This is a genomic window from Aequorivita nionensis, assembly GCF_046352995.1.
Lineage (GTDB): Bacteria > Bacteroidota > Bacteroidia > Flavobacteriales > Flavobacteriaceae > Aequorivita > Aequorivita nionensis.
The window spans coordinates 1,703,189-1,720,682 of record NZ_CP130281.1 but is presented as its reverse complement, the minus strand read 5'-3'; the positions used below and the strand labels follow the sequence as shown (position 1 = coordinate 1,720,682).

The 17,494-nt window shown below is 37.6% G+C and carries 21 protein-coding genes and 1 pseudogene; 3 read left to right on the top strand and 19 right to left on the bottom strand.

Going from position 1 to position 17,494, the window contains the following annotated elements; all coding sequences use genetic code 11:
• Window positions 1-64 precede the first annotated feature (64 nt).
• From Q2U82_RS07750 to Q2U82_RS07685, 14 genes and pseudogenes are all read right to left on the bottom strand, one after another.
• Window positions 65-1,039 carry a tetratricopeptide repeat protein gene (locus Q2U82_RS07750; protein WP_410004306.1) on the bottom strand — a complete coding sequence of 325 codons (975 nt, stop codon included), beginning with the start codon at window positions 1,037-1,039 and terminating at the stop codon, window positions 65-67.
• An 81-nt stretch (window positions 1,040-1,120) separates the two neighbouring features.
• Window positions 1,121-1,648, bottom strand: coding sequence for a DUF4136 domain-containing protein (locus Q2U82_RS07745; RefSeq protein WP_410004305.1), 528 nt, complete (start codon window positions 1,646-1,648; stop codon window positions 1,121-1,123).
• A gap of 124 nt (window positions 1,649-1,772) precedes the next feature.
• The gene (locus tag Q2U82_RS07740; protein WP_410004304.1) at window positions 1,773-2,888 is read right to left on the bottom strand and encodes a sensor histidine kinase; all 1,116 of its coding nucleotides are present in this window, start codon (window positions 2,886-2,888) and stop codon (window positions 1,773-1,775) included.
• On the bottom strand, window positions 2,885-3,652 hold the full coding sequence (locus Q2U82_RS07735; protein ID WP_410004303.1) for a LytR/AlgR family response regulator transcription factor: 768 nt from the start codon (window positions 3,650-3,652) through the stop codon (window positions 2,885-2,887). The genes Q2U82_RS07740 and Q2U82_RS07735 overlap by 4 nt, the downstream gene beginning before the upstream one ends.
• 164 nt (window positions 3,653-3,816) lie before the next feature.
• Complete coding sequence (locus Q2U82_RS07730) at window positions 3,817-4,368, bottom strand: hypothetical protein (RefSeq protein ID WP_410004302.1); 552 nt, start codon at window positions 4,366-4,368, stop codon at window positions 3,817-3,819.
• Between the two features lie 366 nt (window positions 4,369-4,734).
• Window positions 4,735-5,733 carry a GTPase ObgE gene (gene obgE, locus Q2U82_RS07725; protein ID WP_410004301.1) on the bottom strand — a complete coding sequence of 333 codons (999 nt, stop codon included), beginning with the start codon at window positions 5,731-5,733 and terminating at the stop codon, window positions 4,735-4,737.
• An 81-nt stretch (window positions 5,734-5,814) separates the two neighbouring features.
• Window positions 5,815-6,396, bottom strand: a pseudogene (locus Q2U82_RS07720) (adenylate kinase); the annotation flags it as partial.
• A gap of 87 nt (window positions 6,397-6,483) precedes the next feature.
• Window positions 6,484-6,828: a hypothetical protein gene (locus tag Q2U82_RS07715; protein WP_410004300.1), complete on the bottom strand. Its 345-nt coding sequence runs from the start codon at window positions 6,826-6,828 to the stop codon at window positions 6,484-6,486.
• Between the two features lie 38 nt (window positions 6,829-6,866).
• Window positions 6,867-7,181 (bottom strand): hypothetical protein, encoded by a 315-nt coding sequence (locus tag Q2U82_RS07710; protein ID WP_410004299.1) that lies wholly within the window; start codon window positions 7,179-7,181, stop codon window positions 6,867-6,869.
• Between the two features lie 4 nt (window positions 7,182-7,185).
• The gene (locus Q2U82_RS07705) at window positions 7,186-7,695 is read right to left on the bottom strand and encodes a hypothetical protein (protein ID WP_410004298.1); all 510 of its coding nucleotides are present in this window, start codon (window positions 7,693-7,695) and stop codon (window positions 7,186-7,188) included.
• 116 nt (window positions 7,696-7,811) lie between these two features.
• Window positions 7,812-9,377 carry a phage tail sheath family protein gene (locus Q2U82_RS07700; RefSeq protein ID WP_410004297.1) on the bottom strand — a complete coding sequence of 522 codons (1,566 nt, stop codon included), beginning with the start codon at window positions 9,375-9,377 and terminating at the stop codon, window positions 7,812-7,814.
• Window positions 9,378-9,447: 70 nt separating this feature from the next.
• Complete coding sequence (locus Q2U82_RS07695; protein ID WP_410004296.1) at window positions 9,448-10,002, bottom strand: GNAT family N-acetyltransferase; 555 nt, start codon at window positions 10,000-10,002, stop codon at window positions 9,448-9,450.
• 104 nt (window positions 10,003-10,106) lie between these two features.
• Complete coding sequence (locus Q2U82_RS07690; protein ID WP_410004295.1) at window positions 10,107-11,861, bottom strand: serine hydrolase; 1,755 nt, start codon at window positions 11,859-11,861, stop codon at window positions 10,107-10,109.
• Between the two features lie 202 nt (window positions 11,862-12,063).
• Window positions 12,064-12,411, bottom strand: a complete 348-nt coding sequence (locus Q2U82_RS07685; protein WP_410004294.1) for a DUF6249 domain-containing protein — start codon at window positions 12,409-12,411, stop codon at window positions 12,064-12,066.
• 146 nt (window positions 12,412-12,557) lie between these two features.
• Here Q2U82_RS07685 and Q2U82_RS07680 point away from each other — a divergent pair, with 146 nt between their 5' ends.
• The 3 genes from Q2U82_RS07680 to Q2U82_RS07670 all read left to right on the top strand — a co-directional run bounded on the left by Q2U82_RS07680 (window position 12,558) and on the right by Q2U82_RS07670 (window position 14,618).
• Complete coding sequence (locus Q2U82_RS07680; RefSeq protein WP_410004293.1) at window positions 12,558-13,148, top strand: RNA polymerase sigma factor; 591 nt, start codon at window positions 12,558-12,560, stop codon at window positions 13,146-13,148.
• Window positions 13,129-13,533, top strand: coding sequence for a hypothetical protein (locus tag Q2U82_RS07675; RefSeq protein WP_410004292.1), 405 nt, complete (start codon window positions 13,129-13,131; stop codon window positions 13,531-13,533). Before Q2U82_RS07680 ends, Q2U82_RS07675 begins: the two co-directional genes overlap by 20 nt.
• A 329-nt stretch (window positions 13,534-13,862) precedes the next feature.
• Entirely contained in the window at window positions 13,863-14,618 is a 756-nt protein-coding gene (locus Q2U82_RS07670) for a hypothetical protein (RefSeq protein ID WP_410004291.1), read from the top strand.
• Between the two features lie 94 nt (window positions 14,619-14,712).
• Here the strand turns inward: Q2U82_RS07670 and Q2U82_RS07665 are convergent, their stop codons facing one another.
• The 5 genes from Q2U82_RS07665 to Q2U82_RS07645 all read right to left on the bottom strand — a co-directional run bounded on the left by Q2U82_RS07665 (window position 14,713) and on the right by Q2U82_RS07645 (window position 17,295).
• Window positions 14,713-15,249, bottom strand: a complete 537-nt coding sequence (locus tag Q2U82_RS07665; protein ID WP_410007099.1) for a dihydrofolate reductase family protein — start codon at window positions 15,247-15,249, stop codon at window positions 14,713-14,715.
• A 223-nt stretch (window positions 15,250-15,472) separates the two neighbouring features.
• Entirely contained in the window at window positions 15,473-16,057 is a 585-nt protein-coding gene (locus Q2U82_RS07660; protein ID WP_410007098.1) for a YdeI/OmpD-associated family protein, read from the bottom strand.
• Between the two features lie 8 nt (window positions 16,058-16,065).
• Window positions 16,066-16,446 (bottom strand): DoxX family protein, encoded by a 381-nt coding sequence (locus tag Q2U82_RS07655; protein WP_068761678.1) that lies wholly within the window; start codon window positions 16,444-16,446, stop codon window positions 16,066-16,068.
• A 6-nt stretch (window positions 16,447-16,452) separates the two neighbouring features.
• Window positions 16,453-16,917, bottom strand: coding sequence for an SRPBCC domain-containing protein (locus Q2U82_RS07650; RefSeq protein ID WP_410007097.1), 465 nt, complete (start codon window positions 16,915-16,917; stop codon window positions 16,453-16,455).
• Window positions 16,918-16,965: 48 nt separating this feature from the next.
• Window positions 16,966-17,295: an ArsR/SmtB family transcription factor gene (locus Q2U82_RS07645; RefSeq protein WP_068761676.1), complete on the bottom strand. Its 330-nt coding sequence runs from the start codon at window positions 17,293-17,295 to the stop codon at window positions 16,966-16,968.
• Window positions 17,296-17,494 lie beyond the last annotated feature (199 nt).

Genomic DNA, 17,494 nt, shown 5'->3' with positions numbered 1-17,494 from the left:
TGTAAAGATACAAAGTTAAAACATCCCTCCTGCTCCCTTCAAAGGGGGAATTTTCTCTTTCAAATTAAAGTGCTAAAATGAGAGATTTTTCCTGTTGTGCTTCTTTAAAATCTGTTCGGTCAATTAATGCTTTATTTATCCAAGTAAGGGCGATTTCCTTTTTTCCGAGATTTTTATATATCTGAGCCAAACGGTAGTATGCCCAATCTTTAGGCACCCCATCTTTTATGGAATAGTTGGCCAAGTATTGGCTTAGGCATTCAATACCGTATTCGGGCTCCAAATTGTACTGCGCCGAAATTTTCCCGATTTGGTAATTGAGCTGGTTTCGTTTGTGTTTTTTTAATGCTTCGGAATTTGTGACAATCGCCTCTTTAGGTTGGTTATTCTTTTCATACAGATTTGAAAGTTTTTCATAAGTATGTGGCGAACCGCCTACTTCAATCGCTTTTTTGTAATAACGCTCCGCATCCTTTGGTCTATCGGTATATTCGGCAATATATCCATTGGCGAGATACCCATCAACTTTAGAAATCTTGCCCAATTCAGTTGCATAATCAATTGCTTTGTTTTCGCTTCCGCCAAAAATACCGGGCAATTGAATATAAAATTCTACCAAAGCCCAACGCGCTTCTATGTGTTTTGGATCTAGTTTTGCAGCCTGTTCCAGTTCGTGTTTTATGTCGCCAATGTAAGCAACAGCGCGAATTTTACTGATGGACATCGCCTTAAGCCCCATTGCGCCACCGTATTTAAAATGATAGTTAGCATTGCTCGGCTCATCCTGAACCAAGGCCTCGTAATAGGTAATGGCAGCATCCCAATTTTTGCCATAAGCGGCAATATCCCCTAAATATTCCCGGGTTTTTTTGTCGTCGGGATTTTGTTTCAGATAGTTTTCAAAAATAGGCTTCGCCTTGCTGAATTTTTCCTGCTTGAAATATTCTTCCGCTTGTTGATAGTTGGTTTGGGCAACTGCAAACAAAGGAAGCAGATAAAGAAGAAGTGTTATTTTTTTAAAGAAGTCTATATGATTCAAGGTCTAAATTTCAAAGTTCAACCCTTCGACTGCGCTCAGGGTGACAAGTTAAAAAACTATTTACTGCGTACTGATTACTGATTATTGACTACTATTTTTCGGTGGATATTTCGCCAATATTTTCTGAAGTACGGTCATATAATACGCTTCCTTTTGTTGTGGCGTGGAGCGCTCTTTCATTTCGCCATCGGCCACGGCTTGCCACACCAAATCGTCTTTTTCAACGTCTATAAAATCCATTGTCAGTTGTTGGTTGAGCACATTGCCGCCAATTGGAATTCCGCCACTAACGCCTACGCCAACATTCCCGCCCCCGCTGCCAATACCTATACCAATGGTATTCCTTGAACTTGAAACACTTTCGCGTGCGTAAAAGTTTACATAAATCTGGGGAGTTTCACTCTTTATAAAACCACTTTGTTGCAGCAGACTATCTGTAATTTGTATAATACGGTTATCATCCAATTCATTAAGTCCAGAATCTATATTTGGGAAATAATTGTAGCTGTTGTATTTTGAAAAATCCACTTGCTTGTCATAATCTACGGCCACAGTGGCGCCGCAGGAAGCAAGGAATATGGTGAGTACTAAAATTGAGAGGAGCTTCATTGCATTTTTCTTTTCACTAAAAATACGCAAAAACAAAGTGCTTGGATTTTATGAAAGGTTAAAATTGTGAAAAATCATCCTTAAAGAGAATGATTTCCGGCGGTTTAATATTTTGCCACTCCAGTCAATTCTCGATGGGGATTTCAATCAAAGTTTCTACACCTGAACCGTCAATCTTATTTCTTACTTCAAAAAAATAATTGTTGCCGTAAAGGTTCTCTAAACGATCGTTAATATTAGCCAATCCCATACCTCGTTTTAGCAATAGTTTATGGCCCACTTCAACGGGGGCACCATTATTTTCAACCTTTATTATCAAGGTTTTTCCTTCTGCATAAATTTTTACGAGAATCTCCAAATCGGTATGGTTAAAATCATAACCGTGTTTTATGGAATTCTCGAGAATGGGCTGTAACAGTAGCGCCGGCACCATTTTGTGGAGCAATGAGTCATCTATCTCCGTTGTTATTTTTAAATGATCGGAAAACCGAACTTTAATAATATTGAGATAAAATTCCAAAATACGGAGTTCCCTTTCCAGTGGAATGCGGTTGCTGTCGTTGTCATAAAGTATTTCCCTTAAAAAATCGCTCAAATCTGCGATTGTATCTTTGGCTTTACTGGCATCAATATCGGTTAGCACGGAAATTGAATTCAAGGTGTTAAAAAGAAAATGGGGCTGCAACTGTGAAGAAAGCATTTTCATACGGGTGCTTACCAATTGCGCTTCCAATTTGCCTTGTTTTTTTTCAGCCTTTTTCACCTCTTTTACATAGTAATAGGTGTAAATAATAAAGACCATCGCAAAATAAATTAGGAAATTCAGGTCTATTACATACATAAATCTAAAAATGCTGCTCTCAAAATCATATTCGGCAAAACTTACCCGCCCAAGCATAATGTAATAAAGGTCAACTACCAGCCGTATTACGATCCCAATCAACAACGAAAATAAAATATGGGTGGAAATAATTTTCGTCCAGGAGTAATTTTTCCGAAGAAAACGTTTGGTGCTTATAGCGATCAACGTCATAAAACTCACTACGATTATATAGTCAAAAAGCAGATTGTCCAGCAAGAAACGCGACCATGAAAAGCTTTTCATTGAATCCATTCCAAAAACCTGCATATATGCCGTCTTTGCTATCAAAACCAAATCAAACAAGGCATAAAACCCGGCTAACAGCAGCACTAATTTTAGGTCTATGTATTTCTTCTTTATAATGTAATTTTTCTTCATATTCCTACTTTTTCCAGAAAGTCCTTTTTATAGGACTTGCTGATGCGCAATAGTGTATTATCATTCATTCGGGCATCAATTTCAGAAAATTCTGAATGCACTATTTCCCTCACATGCTGCAGATTTACAATGCTCGATCTATGGACTCTAATAAATTTATTGCTATCCAAAGATTCGCATAGATTGTTTAAAGTTTCTCGGAGAACGTATTTTTTATCTTCAACAAAAATCTCTGCATAACTGCCGGAAGCCGTAATGTACATTATATCGACAGGATTAATGAGTATGGTTTTGTTTCCCTGTTTTATGGGCAGTTTATTCAGCGCAGCCGTTTTTTGTGATTTACTTTTGTATAAATTGAAAAGCTCAATAATGCGTTTCTCAAAATTTTCATCGGCTTCATTTGCTGAAATTTTCCTGACTTTTTCAATTGTTCTAAAGAAACGTTCGTCCTTAAAGGGTTTCAGCAGAAAATCAAAGGCGTCCACATCAAATGCTTTGAGCGCGTAATTGTCATAAGCGGTAACGAAAATAACAATCGGTTTTGGCGATAGGGTTATTTTTTTCAACACTTCAAACCCGTTCATATCCTTCATATTTATATCTAAAAAAATGAGGTCGGGACGTTTTTGGTCTATATCCAGAATGGCGCTTTTTCCGTTGGAACATTCGCCTAAAACTTCCACATCCGGCACTTGCCGTAGCAGGTAGAGCACCCTTTTTCGGGCGAGCTCTTCATCATCTATTACAAGTGCTTTTATCATTATTGGCTATTTATTGGTTGCTATAAAGTGATGTTTTGTTAAGTAAAGATATTCAAAATTCAATCGTGTTCCGTTTTAAAATTTAGAAGCCAATCAACCTATAAAAAGACCATCAGTACAGTTGTTCCCTGACGGCCTTTTTATAAATTGCAAACCACAATCTTTCAATTAACGGCAACCCCAACCCCACTGTTTCTGGCGTCAATTTTTAGGGTCTGTTTGTCCTTTCCGTTTTCAAGTTTGATTTTATACGTAGCATTGGCCAAGATTTCGCCTTTAGTGCGGGCAGAATAATTTGCCTTGGTCAAGGTGTACCCTTGGTGGTCTATGTACACATTGTTGCGAATATTAGCCGGTAACAGTACATTTTTAAACTGTTGGCGGGTTTCCAGCAGCTTACCTTCTTTATCAAAATCTGCTTCCAAAGAACCGTTGGCGCTATTAAATGATACCAAATAGGAATGATAATTCTTGTTTGCAGTCTGGGCAATAAAGCTTTGAATGTCAAAATTAGCTTTCATAAAACCAATAGGATCTCGTGCAAACTGGCGGGACTGGCTTTCTTTAATGTTATAAGTATAACTGTCACCGTCCTGCGCAACTGTTACATTTAGTGGCGCATAAAACAATCTCGCCTCATCTAGAACTGTAACCTCTTGGGCACTGATTACCACTGCGGTAAAACTTAACATAATGGAAATAATTAGCGTTTTCATAACTGATAATTTTTAGGATTAATAACTTGTTTTTCAAACTGGTAAACACTGATCAGGTATTTTTACAAACACTAAATTAAAGGAAGAAGCCGCGCAATGGGCATAAATGATGTGAACGTCAAAAATTCACCTTTGGAAATACTGAAGTATGATGTGAAATAAATTAAGGCAGTAAAAATTTTAAGCAAATAGACTGAATACCAATGGATTATTCAATCTATTTTCAGTACATGAATTAGAAAAAAGATTTATAAAAGAAATTTTAAGAAAAATTAAATTGTCTCCCCGACCGCAGTCGAGGGGGTTATTATCTATCAGATTTACAATTAAGAAGAGGTCTCGACTGCGCTCGACCTGACATTCGCTCTAGTTCAGCATCGCCCAAAGCTTATCCTTCAACTCCGTCAATCCCTGATGGGCTACGGAAGAAATAAACATATATGGAATTTCTTTAAACTCTTTATCCAAAATCTTCTTCATTTCGGCTTTAAGCTCATCGTCCAGCATATCGCTTTTGCTGATGGCTACCAAACGTTCCTTATCCAAAAGTTGCGGATTGTAACGGCGAAGTTCATCTACCAAAATATCATACTGTTCCTTAATATCCGGCGCATCCGCGGGAATTAAAAACAGCAGAGTAGAGTTTCGTTCAATATGGCGAAGAAAACGGTGCCCGATTCCCTTTCCTTCGGCGGCACCTTCTATAATTCCTGGAATATCTGCAACCACAAATGTTTTAAAATCGCGGTATTCCACGATGCCCAAATTGGGTTTTAGGGTGGTGAATTCGTAATTGGCAATCTTCGGTTTGGCTGCAGTAATCACAGAAAGTAAAGTAGATTTTCCCGCATTCGGAAATCCTACCAAACCTACATCGGCAAGTATTTTAAGTTCAAGGATAATATCTGCCTCCAAACCTTCTTCGCCAGGTTGTGAGTAGCGTGGTGTTTGATTGGTTGCCGTTTTAAAATGGGCGTTCCCCAAGCCGCCACGACCCCCTTTTGCTACAATTTTTTCTTCGCCATCTTCGGTGAGTTCAAAAAGTATTTCCTCGGTTTCCTTATCGCGGACTACTGTGCCAAGTGGTACTTCAATATATACATCGGCACCATCGGCACCTGTGCTGGTTTGTTTGCTACCATGCTCGCCGTGTTCGGCTTTAAAATGTCTTTTGAATTTAAGATGGTATAATGTCCAAAGGTTTTTGTTAGCCTTTACAATTACGTGTCCGCCGCGACCACCATCGCCACCATCTGGCCCCCCTTTGGGAATATATTTTTCCCGACGCATGTGCTTACTGCCTTGCCCTCCCTTTCCGGAAGTAACATGAACCTTTACGTAATCTACAAAATTGCCTTCAGTCATTTTTTTGTTATTGGTTGTTAATTGATTGTTGTTGGAAATATTTTGATGGCTCAAAAACTAAAAACCATCAACCATCAACTATCAACTAATTTTGTCTATAACTTCACTTAATCGTTCCGTAATTTCTTCAATACTTCCCACGCCGTTAACGCCGAAATATTTGTTTTGCTTTTCGTAGTAATTCTTCAAAATAGCGGTTTCGTTGTAATATACTTTTATACGGTTACGGATAATACTCTCGTCTGCATCGTCTGCTCTTCCGCTAGTTTTGCCACGTTCAAGTAAACGTTCCACCAAAACCTCATCATCAACTTCCAATGCAACCATAGCGTCAATTTGGGTTTCTTTATCGTCCATTAAATGACCCAATGCTTCCGCCTGTGCCACTGTTCTTGGGAATCCATCAAAAATAAATCCATTAGCGTCGCAGTTTTTGTCAACTTCGTTGCTTAACATATCAATGGTAAGCTCATCCGGAACCAATTTCCCTTTTGCCATAAAGGACTTTGCCAGATTGCCAAGTTCAGTCTCATTTTTAATGTTATATCGAAAAACGTCACCAGTGGAGATATGCACCAAATTGTATTTTTCCTTCAAAAAATTAGCTTGCGTACCTTTTCCTGCACCAGGAGGGCCAAAGAGAATTATATTAGTCATGATTGTTGTTTAATAAATAAAAAAACGAAGGTGCAAATTTACGAAATATAAGGCAGTTGCACGTGAATGTGGAAAGAAATAAAAAGTATAAAACTATCTGCGCATCAAAAACCGAATTGCCGCTAAAGGTTCTTCCACTTCTATAACCAACATTCTATAATGCTCGTCACGGAGTTCTACTACTATACTATTGTCATGATTCACCACATCGCAGAAAATGGTTCCATCTTTTAATATATAGGTTCCCGCAGTTATAAGTCCGGGGATGTGTGTTCCCGGCATTCGCAGTCCAGGTATAAAGTCTAAGCGCTGTTCATTGGGGTAAGCATCCACAATGTGTGAAATTGGAATAGTGAGTCTGCTTGTAAGGGCCCACAACTTGTGCAAGCCAACAATTTCAAAGATAAAATTGCCTCCCTCTCTTTCTATTTGAACCATGATTAAATTCGCAAATAAAGTTGTTTTGCAAAATTAAATCAAATTACAATGCCCACTGCTTTGTAAAGAAAATTCACCAAAGCGTTCCATAGTTTTTCGAGCGTAACCATCAAAATGCCCTTCAAGGTATTCACAAAATTGAGAGCCATAGCCTCCAAGCCGTCGAGAAAGAACTCACGTAGATCTTCATCAATATCGCCACTCTCCACGCCTTTTTGAATCAAAACGGTTTGTTTAGCTATAGCTTCCACCTGCCGTTCACTAAAGCCACGCACTACGGAAACATCTTTTTCAAGAATATCAGAGGCAATATTTTTTATATCTGTAATAATTGTTGTTACATCGTCAGCCATAATCTTATCGTTTTAAGAAACTTTCATAGGTTATTGCTTGGTCCAAAAAAATTTCTATTTGACCTTTAAAAGCTTGTAGCGCCAAGGGTTTTATACCTTGTTCACGATCAGTCTCCTTCATTTTTTTAAACGTTAGGGCTATCTGTTCAAAAGCAAAGGCACTGGGATATTCCCCTGAAATGGCACCGCTTCCTTTGGATTTAAGCAACTCATTTATCTTTTCCAAAGCGGTATTATTAGGCACTGGTCTAGCTTTGGCTTGCAGTTTTAGCGACTCAAAAGCACCAATCAAAGTGTTATAAATGGGCTCCCGCATTGCAAAACTTTCGTTGGTTGTACCACCATCTACCTCAGCAAAAAAGCGCATAGCCAAATCACTGCTTTCAGTAACTTTACCAACAATGGCCTGATCATAAGCCGGAGCCAAAGTGGCTTCACAACTACTAAAGGCAAGTAAAACCAATAAAACTTGCAATGGCAAGATTTTTTGGCATAAAAGTTTAAAATGCATCATGCTTTTAATGAATCAGTTATCGCTAAATTAATGAATAATAATGATAATTTCTGGTGAAAAAGAATTGAATGAAAAACGAAGAACATATGCTGCGCCCTTTTTCTTTGATTTGGATATTACGAAGAAGCCATTTGCTGGCTAAAAGTGATTATGATAAATTCCGCTGGTCTTGTTAGGCAAACTCCTAAATTTACAATAAGTCGCCCATTTAAAATATCATCCTGGGTCATAGTAAGTCCCAACCCACACTTAACAAAATATGCGTCCCTTGGGGTAGATCCAGCCAATGCTCCTTGCCTCCAAAGATTATTCAAGAAATTTTCAATCATCCATTGTATCCGAACCCAGGTATTGGCATCATTGGGTTCAAAAACAAAATTCAAACAGGCTTTTTTACAAGATTGTTCAATATTAATCATTATTCTTCTTACGTTTATATAGCGCCAATCATTACTATTGCCATCCAGCGTTCTAGCTCCCCATACCAAAACTCCCCTTCCAGGAAAGTTTCTAATCGCATTTATTGATTTCCCGCTCACGGCATCAACATTTAAATTTTCTTGTTCAGCTTGGTTAATTTTTATTGGCAAAGAAGCTACTCCAGCTATCGAAACATTTGCGGGAGCTTTCCACACACCTCTACTGTTATCTAACATAGTTATAACTCCCGCCATTCCTCCACTGGCAGGCAATATGTTGACAAGCTGTAAAACAGCCGAAATAATATTTTTATAGGTTACACTTGTAGCAAGTAGCGCACGATGATTTAGATTAACTGATTGTGAATTTTCAGAATTATAAATAGATTTTAGAAGTTCTAAAGAACTTTCTTCAGGCGGCTGTATTGAGTTAAAAACGGTAGCCAAAGCCCTAACATCCCCGCCAAATAGATTGGTATAGTTCAAATCCTGATTACCCATAATGGTGGTTCCTAAAAAAGGGTAATATGCAGCTCCATAATTTAGGGCGGTAGTTCCTGTATTATTTCTAAATGTTTCTATATCTACATTATTCCCGCTCGGATTTTCTCTATTTCCGCCTATAACATCAAAAATGCTTATTGCCGTCTGCATTTCATTATTCTGCAAAAGCATATTTTGCATCAGGGTTCCATTTTCAGCTGAAGAAAGCAGAGTTGCCTCCGGACATATATACATAGTGGGTTCTTCCTCTGTTTCCAATGCCGTCAAGCCCTTTAATAAATCTGCTAGCTGAACATTCGGGTTTACCAAAGGATCTCCAATATCTAAAGCAGCTCCTGAAGCTTTTCCATACCCTCCAACTGATACAATATAAGCCTTGCCTCCGCCATTTTGATAAAACAATTTTATGCTGTTGTACAGATAATAGATAGTGGAAGCATCAGGAAGTATGGAGTAATATTCGCTTCCTATTAGAATAAAATCTCCCTCTTTGGGTTTGGAATTTTGACGCACCAAATAATACTGCGGACTATACTGCTGAACAGGCTCAGGGCCATCAGGAAAACAAAAAACACGTTCAAATTCTATAAAGGAAGTTATTTTGGTAGGTACAAAAGAACAATCATTACCATTGCGCTCCGCCCGGGGTGTATATCCAATAAACGCAGGAATGGCTGTTTCAACCTGAGCTACAGAATTTGGGAAGGCTGCAACTTCTTCAATATAAATTCCTGGTGCCTTGAATGTCTTCTTGCTCATTTTAAGATGGTATTTGTAGCAGCTCTGTTTAAATAGCTGATTACTAAGATAGCAAAAAGACTATCAGTAGCTATAAATAGCTTTTATTATGACGCTCCAGCCACTCATTTTTACTTAGAGTATAGAAGTTATGAAGGGTGCCATCATAGATAAACTCATGCCGTTTTAACAATCCTATTTTTTTCAAAATAACATTTGATGCAATATGGTCCACATCTGCCATACCACAGATTTCTTCGTAATTCAGTTTTGCAAACCCATGATTTAAGGAAGCTATAGCGGTTTCAGTTGCATAGCCTTTTCCCCAGTATTTTTTTATGAAGCGATATCCCAAATCGTAAAAGTTTGATCTGCCGCCAAAAGTATCGGTAATATATTTAAAACCGCTCCAACCCACAAAATCGCCACTTTCTTTTTCAACAACAGCCCATCTGCCAATGCCGTTTTGAACGTATTGCTCATTTATGGAATCAATCATCTTTTTAGCTTCCTCCATAGTGGAAATAGGTTTGTTTCCCAAAAAAGCATGCACCTCAGCATCAGAATCCATGGCGAACATACCTTGCACATCCTCATCCATCAAATCGCGCATTATTAATCGGTCTGTTTCTATATGTATTTTCATTTCAGTATTTATTAAAAGAAAAAGCTTGCAGATTTATATTTTAAAACTGCAAGCTAATATAACAATTTACACATCAAGAGTCAGCCACTAAAGAAAACCGATAATTAGATTTTCTTCCCAACAATTTCTTGCCCACCTTGAAACAAGGTCAAGCTTTCAACAACTCCAGCGCTATTTTTATTAAAAGTAATCTGCGCCGCAACAACTTTCACATAAAATTCTGTCTCCGTTTTTGGAAATATTTCAAAATCAGGCTGCCCCGTGGCTTGTGCTTTCAGTTGGTTCCCTTCTTTAGTAACGGTAAGAACAAAACCCGGTTTCAGTTCATAATTACCCACATAAGTTTCCAAAACAGCATCGGGTACAGTTACATCTTTCACTATACCTTCGGTTTCCACGCCAAGCTTTTTTAGCATATCAATCCCGTTTTGGTTTCCGGGATTCAACTCTATTGATTTTTTATAATTAGCGATTGCCAGCTCATTTTTTCCCTGCTCCATCAAGGCTTCCGCGTAACTGTCATAGACATTAGCGGATTTTGGAAAGGCCTCCATATTTAATTTAAAAATTGCTTCTGCCTCCTTTTTCTTTCCAGCTTGTAAAAGTGTGTAGCCCATAGTGTTCATTTCGCTTTCAGATTTGGAATACTCTTTTGAACCTTTATTTTTTTCATAAAATGCAAGTCCAGCTTTTAAATCTTTATCTATAATCTCTTTATAAACCAAATTGGCTAAGGATTGCTTCGGAAGATCATAAGTTGCTCCGTGCAAAATTCCATTTATGGCAATTGTAATATCTTCCAAAGGTGCTCTTCCTGTATTGTTCAACAAAATGATGGTCGATTTCTCCTTGGGCATTCGGGTTATAAGCGTGTTGAACCCATTAATTCCGCCACCATGGCCAATTATTTCAGTACTATCTTTGGTGCTACCGACTGGGAAATAACCAACGCTCCAGCCATAACCGTAATACTGTCCAAAGGCAGGCACGTATTTTTCATACATCATATCCCTGTATTTCTTCGGAAGCAATTTTTCGGTGTACAAGGCTTGGTCCCAAATAAATAAATCTTCTACCGTTGAATACATTGAGCCAGCAGCATAGGGCGTGGACATATCTATATATGGTGCGTTTTCAGGCTTACTGCCCTTCATTTCATAGCCTGCTGCACGTTTTTTAAGAATCGTATTGTGATGGTCATAGCCGCTATTATTCATTTTTAAAGGCGTGAAAATTTTCTCCTGCAAAACTTCTTCGTAGGTTTTTCCAGTAACCTTTTCAATAATGGCTCCCAAAGTTATATAACCCGAATTGCTATATGAAAACCGTTCCCCAGGTGTAAAGTCCAAGATAGAATCTGCATACATCCTTACCATTTCAGTTGGGGTGTATGGATTGCGGCTCAATTCTTTAAAGAAATTTGGAAACGAAGTATAGTTAGGCGTTCCCGAAGTGTGATTCAGCAATTGGTGAATTGTAATTTTTTCACCGTTCACTTTTGAATAATCTGGCAGATATTTGGATATTGTTGCCTGCAAATCCAACTTCCCTTCGGCTACCAACTGCATAATGAGCATAGCGGTAAACTGTTTTGTAATGCTCCCCAAACGGTGCTTGGTATCGGGCGCGTTGGGAATATCCCATTCCCTATTCGCCAAGCCGAATCCCTTTTTATAAATAACTTTCCCGTGGTCTGCCACCAATACCGAACCGTTAAATTGCCCGTATTCGGTATATTTATTTAAAAGTTCGTCTAATTGTGTTGTTTTTGTTTGTGCAAAGCTAACCGTGAGTGTTGCCACAAAGGCGATTACCGCCACAAATGCGGTTCTGCTTAAAGAGTTTTTGTTTGATTTCATGTTTTGATTGATTTTGATTGATGAATTATCTTGATTGCAAATAGGACGTATTATAAAGGATGGTGTTACAAATAATTTGAAAGGCACCTCTCTTAAAAGTACGAAACCTATTAAAAAATAGCGCAATATGCACCACAAAAAAGTGTGCTTTTGGTAAAGTCACACTTTTTCAACTTTAAGTAGAAATAGCAATCATTCTAACTTACTCTTTATCCAAATTCTTGGTCATTGTAAAACCCACAAATAACCCAATTCCCGACATTAGGAATATAGTTCCTGGGTAAGCCACTTCTTCTTCCACCCCCATATTGTAGTGTAGTAAGGAGGCGATAAAAATACCTACTCCAATTCCCATTAACAAAAGAGCCAGGTTCAGAATAAGTATTTTCCAAGTTGGCGCAGTTCTTACTTTTCCTTTTACAAAAATACTGGCATCAGCCCCTTTTTCTATAAGCGCCATACGCTCTCTGTTGCGTGTGGAATAATGAAGGTAAAAGATTCCGAAGAAGGCTGCTATTAACAGCGGCATAACAATAAATTCTGCTCCCATGATTGTTCGTTTTTAAATTGATTGATTGATTTTAATGCGTTCATAGGTTATGACGACAGTTTTTCAATTTAGGTTACATGCTTTGTCAATTATTTTTTCTTAATATACCTGTAACCTAAGTGAAGTGGACGTCGTCTTATCACCAAATGACCACTGACCAAGAAGCATCCATCATCAATCAAATAATTGGGGGAGATACCCAAGCCTTTTCGGTATTGGTGGATGTTTATAAGGATTTGGTATTCACCTTGGCAATACGAATGCTGAAAAACAGGGAGGAAGCTGAAGAAGTATCCCAGGACACATTTATAAAAATCTATAAAGCATTGCCAAAGTTTAAAGGTGAATCAAAACTGTCAACGTGGATATATAAAGTGGCTTACAATACATGTTTGGACCAAATAAAAAAGAACAACAGGCGCTATGATGAGGTTGCAATAGATTCCTTTTCGGAAAACCAAATCAAAACTTTGGACAATGCCTTGGATGCTTTGGAAGAAAAAGAACAGCAACAAACCATCCAAGACTGTTTGCAACAATTAACGAGCAAGGACAGTTTTTTACTTACCTTGTTTTACTTTGAGGAATTATCTTTGGAAGAGATTTCACAGATTGTGAATATGGAAGCAAACACGGTAAAGGTCAACATACACAGGGCAAGAAAGAGGCTTGCAATTCTATTAAAACAACGGTTGGAACCGGAAACAATACAAAGTTATGAAAGAGCAAGAAGCTAAAGAGTTAGAACAATTGGTAGGCAAAGCGATGCAAAAATCTTCTTTGGAAACGCCTTCCTTTCAATTTACAGATAACGTAATGGCGGCGGTAAACGCAGCGCAAGAAACCTCAGCCATACGTTATCGTCCTTTGATCCCTAAATATATTTGGGTTGTTATTGCCGCAGTAGTTATTGGATTTACCGCTTATATCTGGTTTTTGGTACAGCCCGCTCCTTTGGATTTACCAGTACTTAGCTTTGATTTTATAAAAAGTAATTCCATTTCCAAAGAAGTAGCTGCTTTTACACCCTCAAAAATTACGGTATATGCTGTTTTATTATTGGCATTAATGCTTTGTGTTCAAATTCCAGTGTTAAAACGGTATTTTGATGACAGAGTATAACTTTCGGGCAACCCCTTCATACTTAATTCATACTCTATTCATACTCTATTCATACTTTAATTAGGAGGTTAATAGGGTGTTGAATTGTGTAATCTTTGGGGTTTGGAGGAGTTAGTATGGATTTGTTGAATTGTGGAATGCTTGATTTGTCAAATTGAGGGATGGGGGTCTCAGCTTTGTCCAGAAACAAGATTGGTTTCAATCCATAAGCATTATTTCATTTATTTTTTTTGGCATTTTATCTAAAAATCGTACCCAAGTTGCACCCAAGTTGTGAATAATGCTTTTGTTGACATATTATTTTTGCTGGCAACTGTAAATTTAATGATATGGCAAGACAAGTTGGATTATTGAAATTAGTTGGGACGCTTGGGGATATTTCCTTTTACAAATCATTTTATGGATTTTTAGCACGTGCCAAGACCGGGGTTGACAGGCAGACAATATTAAGAGATCCTAGGTTTCGGCGTACTCGGGAAAACGCCACGGAATTCGGGAGGGCGGCTAAGGCTGGGAAGCTTTTGAGAGACGCTATTCGTCCGTTACTCAAAAATGCCAAAGACAGTATGACTGTTCAGCGATTAACCCAAAAAATGGTAAAAGTTTTACAAGCTGACCCCGCTAACAAACGAGGAAAGCGAACCGTTACCCAAGGAGAATTGGGATTACTAAAGGGATTTGATTTTAATATAAACGCCCGGTTGGACAACACGCTTCAAATAAGTTTTCAAACTGTAATCAACCCAGTATCTGGCATTATATTGTTGACATTAAACTCATTTAGACCAATAACAGATATAAAAGTTCCAACGGGAACAACCCATTTTAAAATCTTATTCGGGGCAGCAGCACTAAATTTTGAAACAATAAAATTTTTGTTTTCGCATAAGGATAGTGGAATACTTTCGTATGACGGAAATGCAGTATCTATTGATACTATATCCATTAAGCTTTCTCCAAATTTATCTTGGCCAATTTTCTTGGTTCTTGGAATTGAATTTTATCAAGAAGTAAATGGAGCGTATTATAGTTTGGAAGATGGGGCTTTTAATGCATTAGGAATTATTGAGGTGGTCGGGCAATAGGAATATCCTAATGGATTTTATAATAATGGACAATATAACATTTTAATGGTGTATTTATTTTTATATTCCATAAAAGCTATTGGGAACAGAAAGACTATTTCTTTTTTCGCTTATAAAACAATTGCACAAGGCCTGTATCAAATGCTTTAGAGTTTACGAGCTCTAGTTCTTGTTCTGGTCTTCCATCTTTAAAAAGTCTTATTCCATTACCTACCAATATAGGAATAATTGAAATTATGAGTTCGTCAATCAGGTCGTTTCTTAAAAGTTCATTTATTACTTCTGCCCCGCCGTCGCAATAAATATTTTTTCCGTCTTTGACTTTTAATTGTTTTACTAATTGGCTTAAGCTTTCTGTATAGAAAATTGTTTTACCCGTATCTGGTTTTTCGGTTCTCGTTATAACATATACATCTCTTTCTCCATTATCATAGTGCGACGGACCAATTTCCTTGAGTACATAATCATAGGTTTTTCTACCAACAATTATAGTATCAATGCTCTTGTTAAACTGGGCATAGCCATAATCTTCTCCTTCTTTTTCTACTATACTTAAGAAACTAAGGTCATCATCTGGTTTGGCAATGTATCCGTCTAGACTTGTAGCGATAAAAAGCGATAATTTTCTCATTTGTTTTTAATATCAGTTATTTAATTATTAATGTAACGCATTGATTTTTAATTTGAAAGTAAGGTTTTGGTATTCATCGAGTCATCACTTATTTTAATCGTTTTTCATTTAAAAAATGGATATGAAATCCCCAGTTTCATCTATGTTTTTCCGAAATTTTTAGGAAGATTTAGTTTTAAGCTGTTTATTTTTAAAACAACCTGTTCTCGGATTAAAATATTATTCAATTATCATTTACTCCCTTCCCATCAAAAATTTTAGGGATATACTTTTCAATTCTCGATACCCGGGTTTTTGATTGCTTTGCTTGGGAGAAATACAATAAATACCCACGTTGCCGTCCCGGGGTCAAGGCTTTAAAAGCAGTTTTTAAAGCAGGGTCTTCCTTGAATTTTTGTTGCAGTTCCTCCGGCATATTGAACTCAGACACCTTTTTCATCTTTACTTCCAGCCCCGCTTTTTCAACCTCAATCGCTTCAAATATATAAGCTTTGATTGTGGATTCAAGCGCGATAATTTCATCAATATTAGTAAACCGAATTTGACGGGCGGCCTGTACATTTTCGGTCTGCTGCACCAATATGTTTTCCGTATCCTTTAAAAGCGCCCCTTTGTGAAATAACAGCGCACAATACTCCTTAAATTCATGGATTAAAACCACATTCTTCCCTTTCAGTGTATAGCAGGGGTGCATCCATTTAAAATCTTCGGTCAGGCCGCAATCAAGACAGATTTTCCGCAACAATTTCATTTCTTCCTTCCATTTTTGGGCCCTGTCCAAGAACCTATCTACTACCTTTGGATTCATAATTATACTTATTTAATAGCATTAATTCTTCTTTCGGCAGGTCTAAAGTACCAAGATATTACGGTAAGTACAAGAAGCAATATGGGACCGAAAAGTGTTATGGCTGCATCTTGGACGGCTATATGCGAAATAACCGCCCCAGACATCGCAAAGAAAAAACCTGCATAGGCCCATTCCTTTAAAAGGGGGTATTTTGGAATAAGAATGGCGATAACACCTAAAAGTTTCCATACGCCAAGCAGGGTCATTAAATAAATTGGATACCCCAAATCTGTGAAGTTTGTGACTTCCTCTTCCATTTTAATCAGTTGCACTATTGCGGTTGATGTCATTCCGAGGGCAAGCCAAACAGTTGCTACCCAATAAATTATTTTATTTCTCTTTGTCATGATTTATTAAATTAATTTACTTCCTATTTCCTGTAGTTTGTTGTGCGCCATATTAATCCCGAATGTGAAGGGCAATTTTAATATCCCATCCCGAGCTGCGACAGATTTATATACTTGATGTATGTGCAGTTTACTGGTATTCTCGGTCTTTTTTTCAAATTTCAAAAATTCCAACTGAACGGGAAATGGGGTGTTTTCCATTTCAAAGGTTCGCGTTATTTTTTCATTGGGAACACACTCGTGGAACACGCCGCTGAAACTGTGTTTGTTTCCTTGGCGGTCGGTGGTTTCAAACTGGTAGCTTCCGTGTTTTTCACTTTTCAGTTTAATAACTTTCGTCCCCATCCATTGTTCAACCAATTCGGCCTCCGTATATGCTCTGAAAAGTAATTCCAAAGGCAAGTCAAAGTCTCTTGTTATGAGTATTTCCTGTTTGCCGTCTTCTGCATGTACTTTAGTTTTTTGCTCCATAGCGTGTTATTTTTTTGCTTATTGTTTTTTTCTCATTTCTTGTTAATTTTATTTTTTGTGTTCGTGAATCTTCAATTTCATTACAGCTTCCAATTTATTGAATCGGTCATCCCACATTTTTCTAAATGGCTCAATAAATTCAGCAATTTCCTTCATTCCGTTTGGATTTAGGTGATAGTATATTTCCCTTCCCTTTTGTTCTTGCCTAACAATTTCGCATTCGCTGAGAATTTGTATATGCTTTGAAATGGTTTGCCGAGAAGAATCAAAACTTTCAGCAATAGCGGTAGGTGTCATGGCTTGAACGGCAAGCAGGGAAATTATCATTCTTCGGGTGGGATCGGCAATTGCCTGAAATACATCTCTTCTTAATTTCATAACGCAGTTATTTGACTGCAAATATAAACGCAGTTATTTAACTGCGCAAATTATTAATTTACTTTTTTTATTATAAAATCTTGAATGCTATATAATTATGTGTTCCATAGACCATAGAAGCAAAAAAATGATGGTTTGCAGAATTTTTTTAGAGTTTACTTGTTACGAATTACCCGATTAATAAACCAATAGTCTGAAA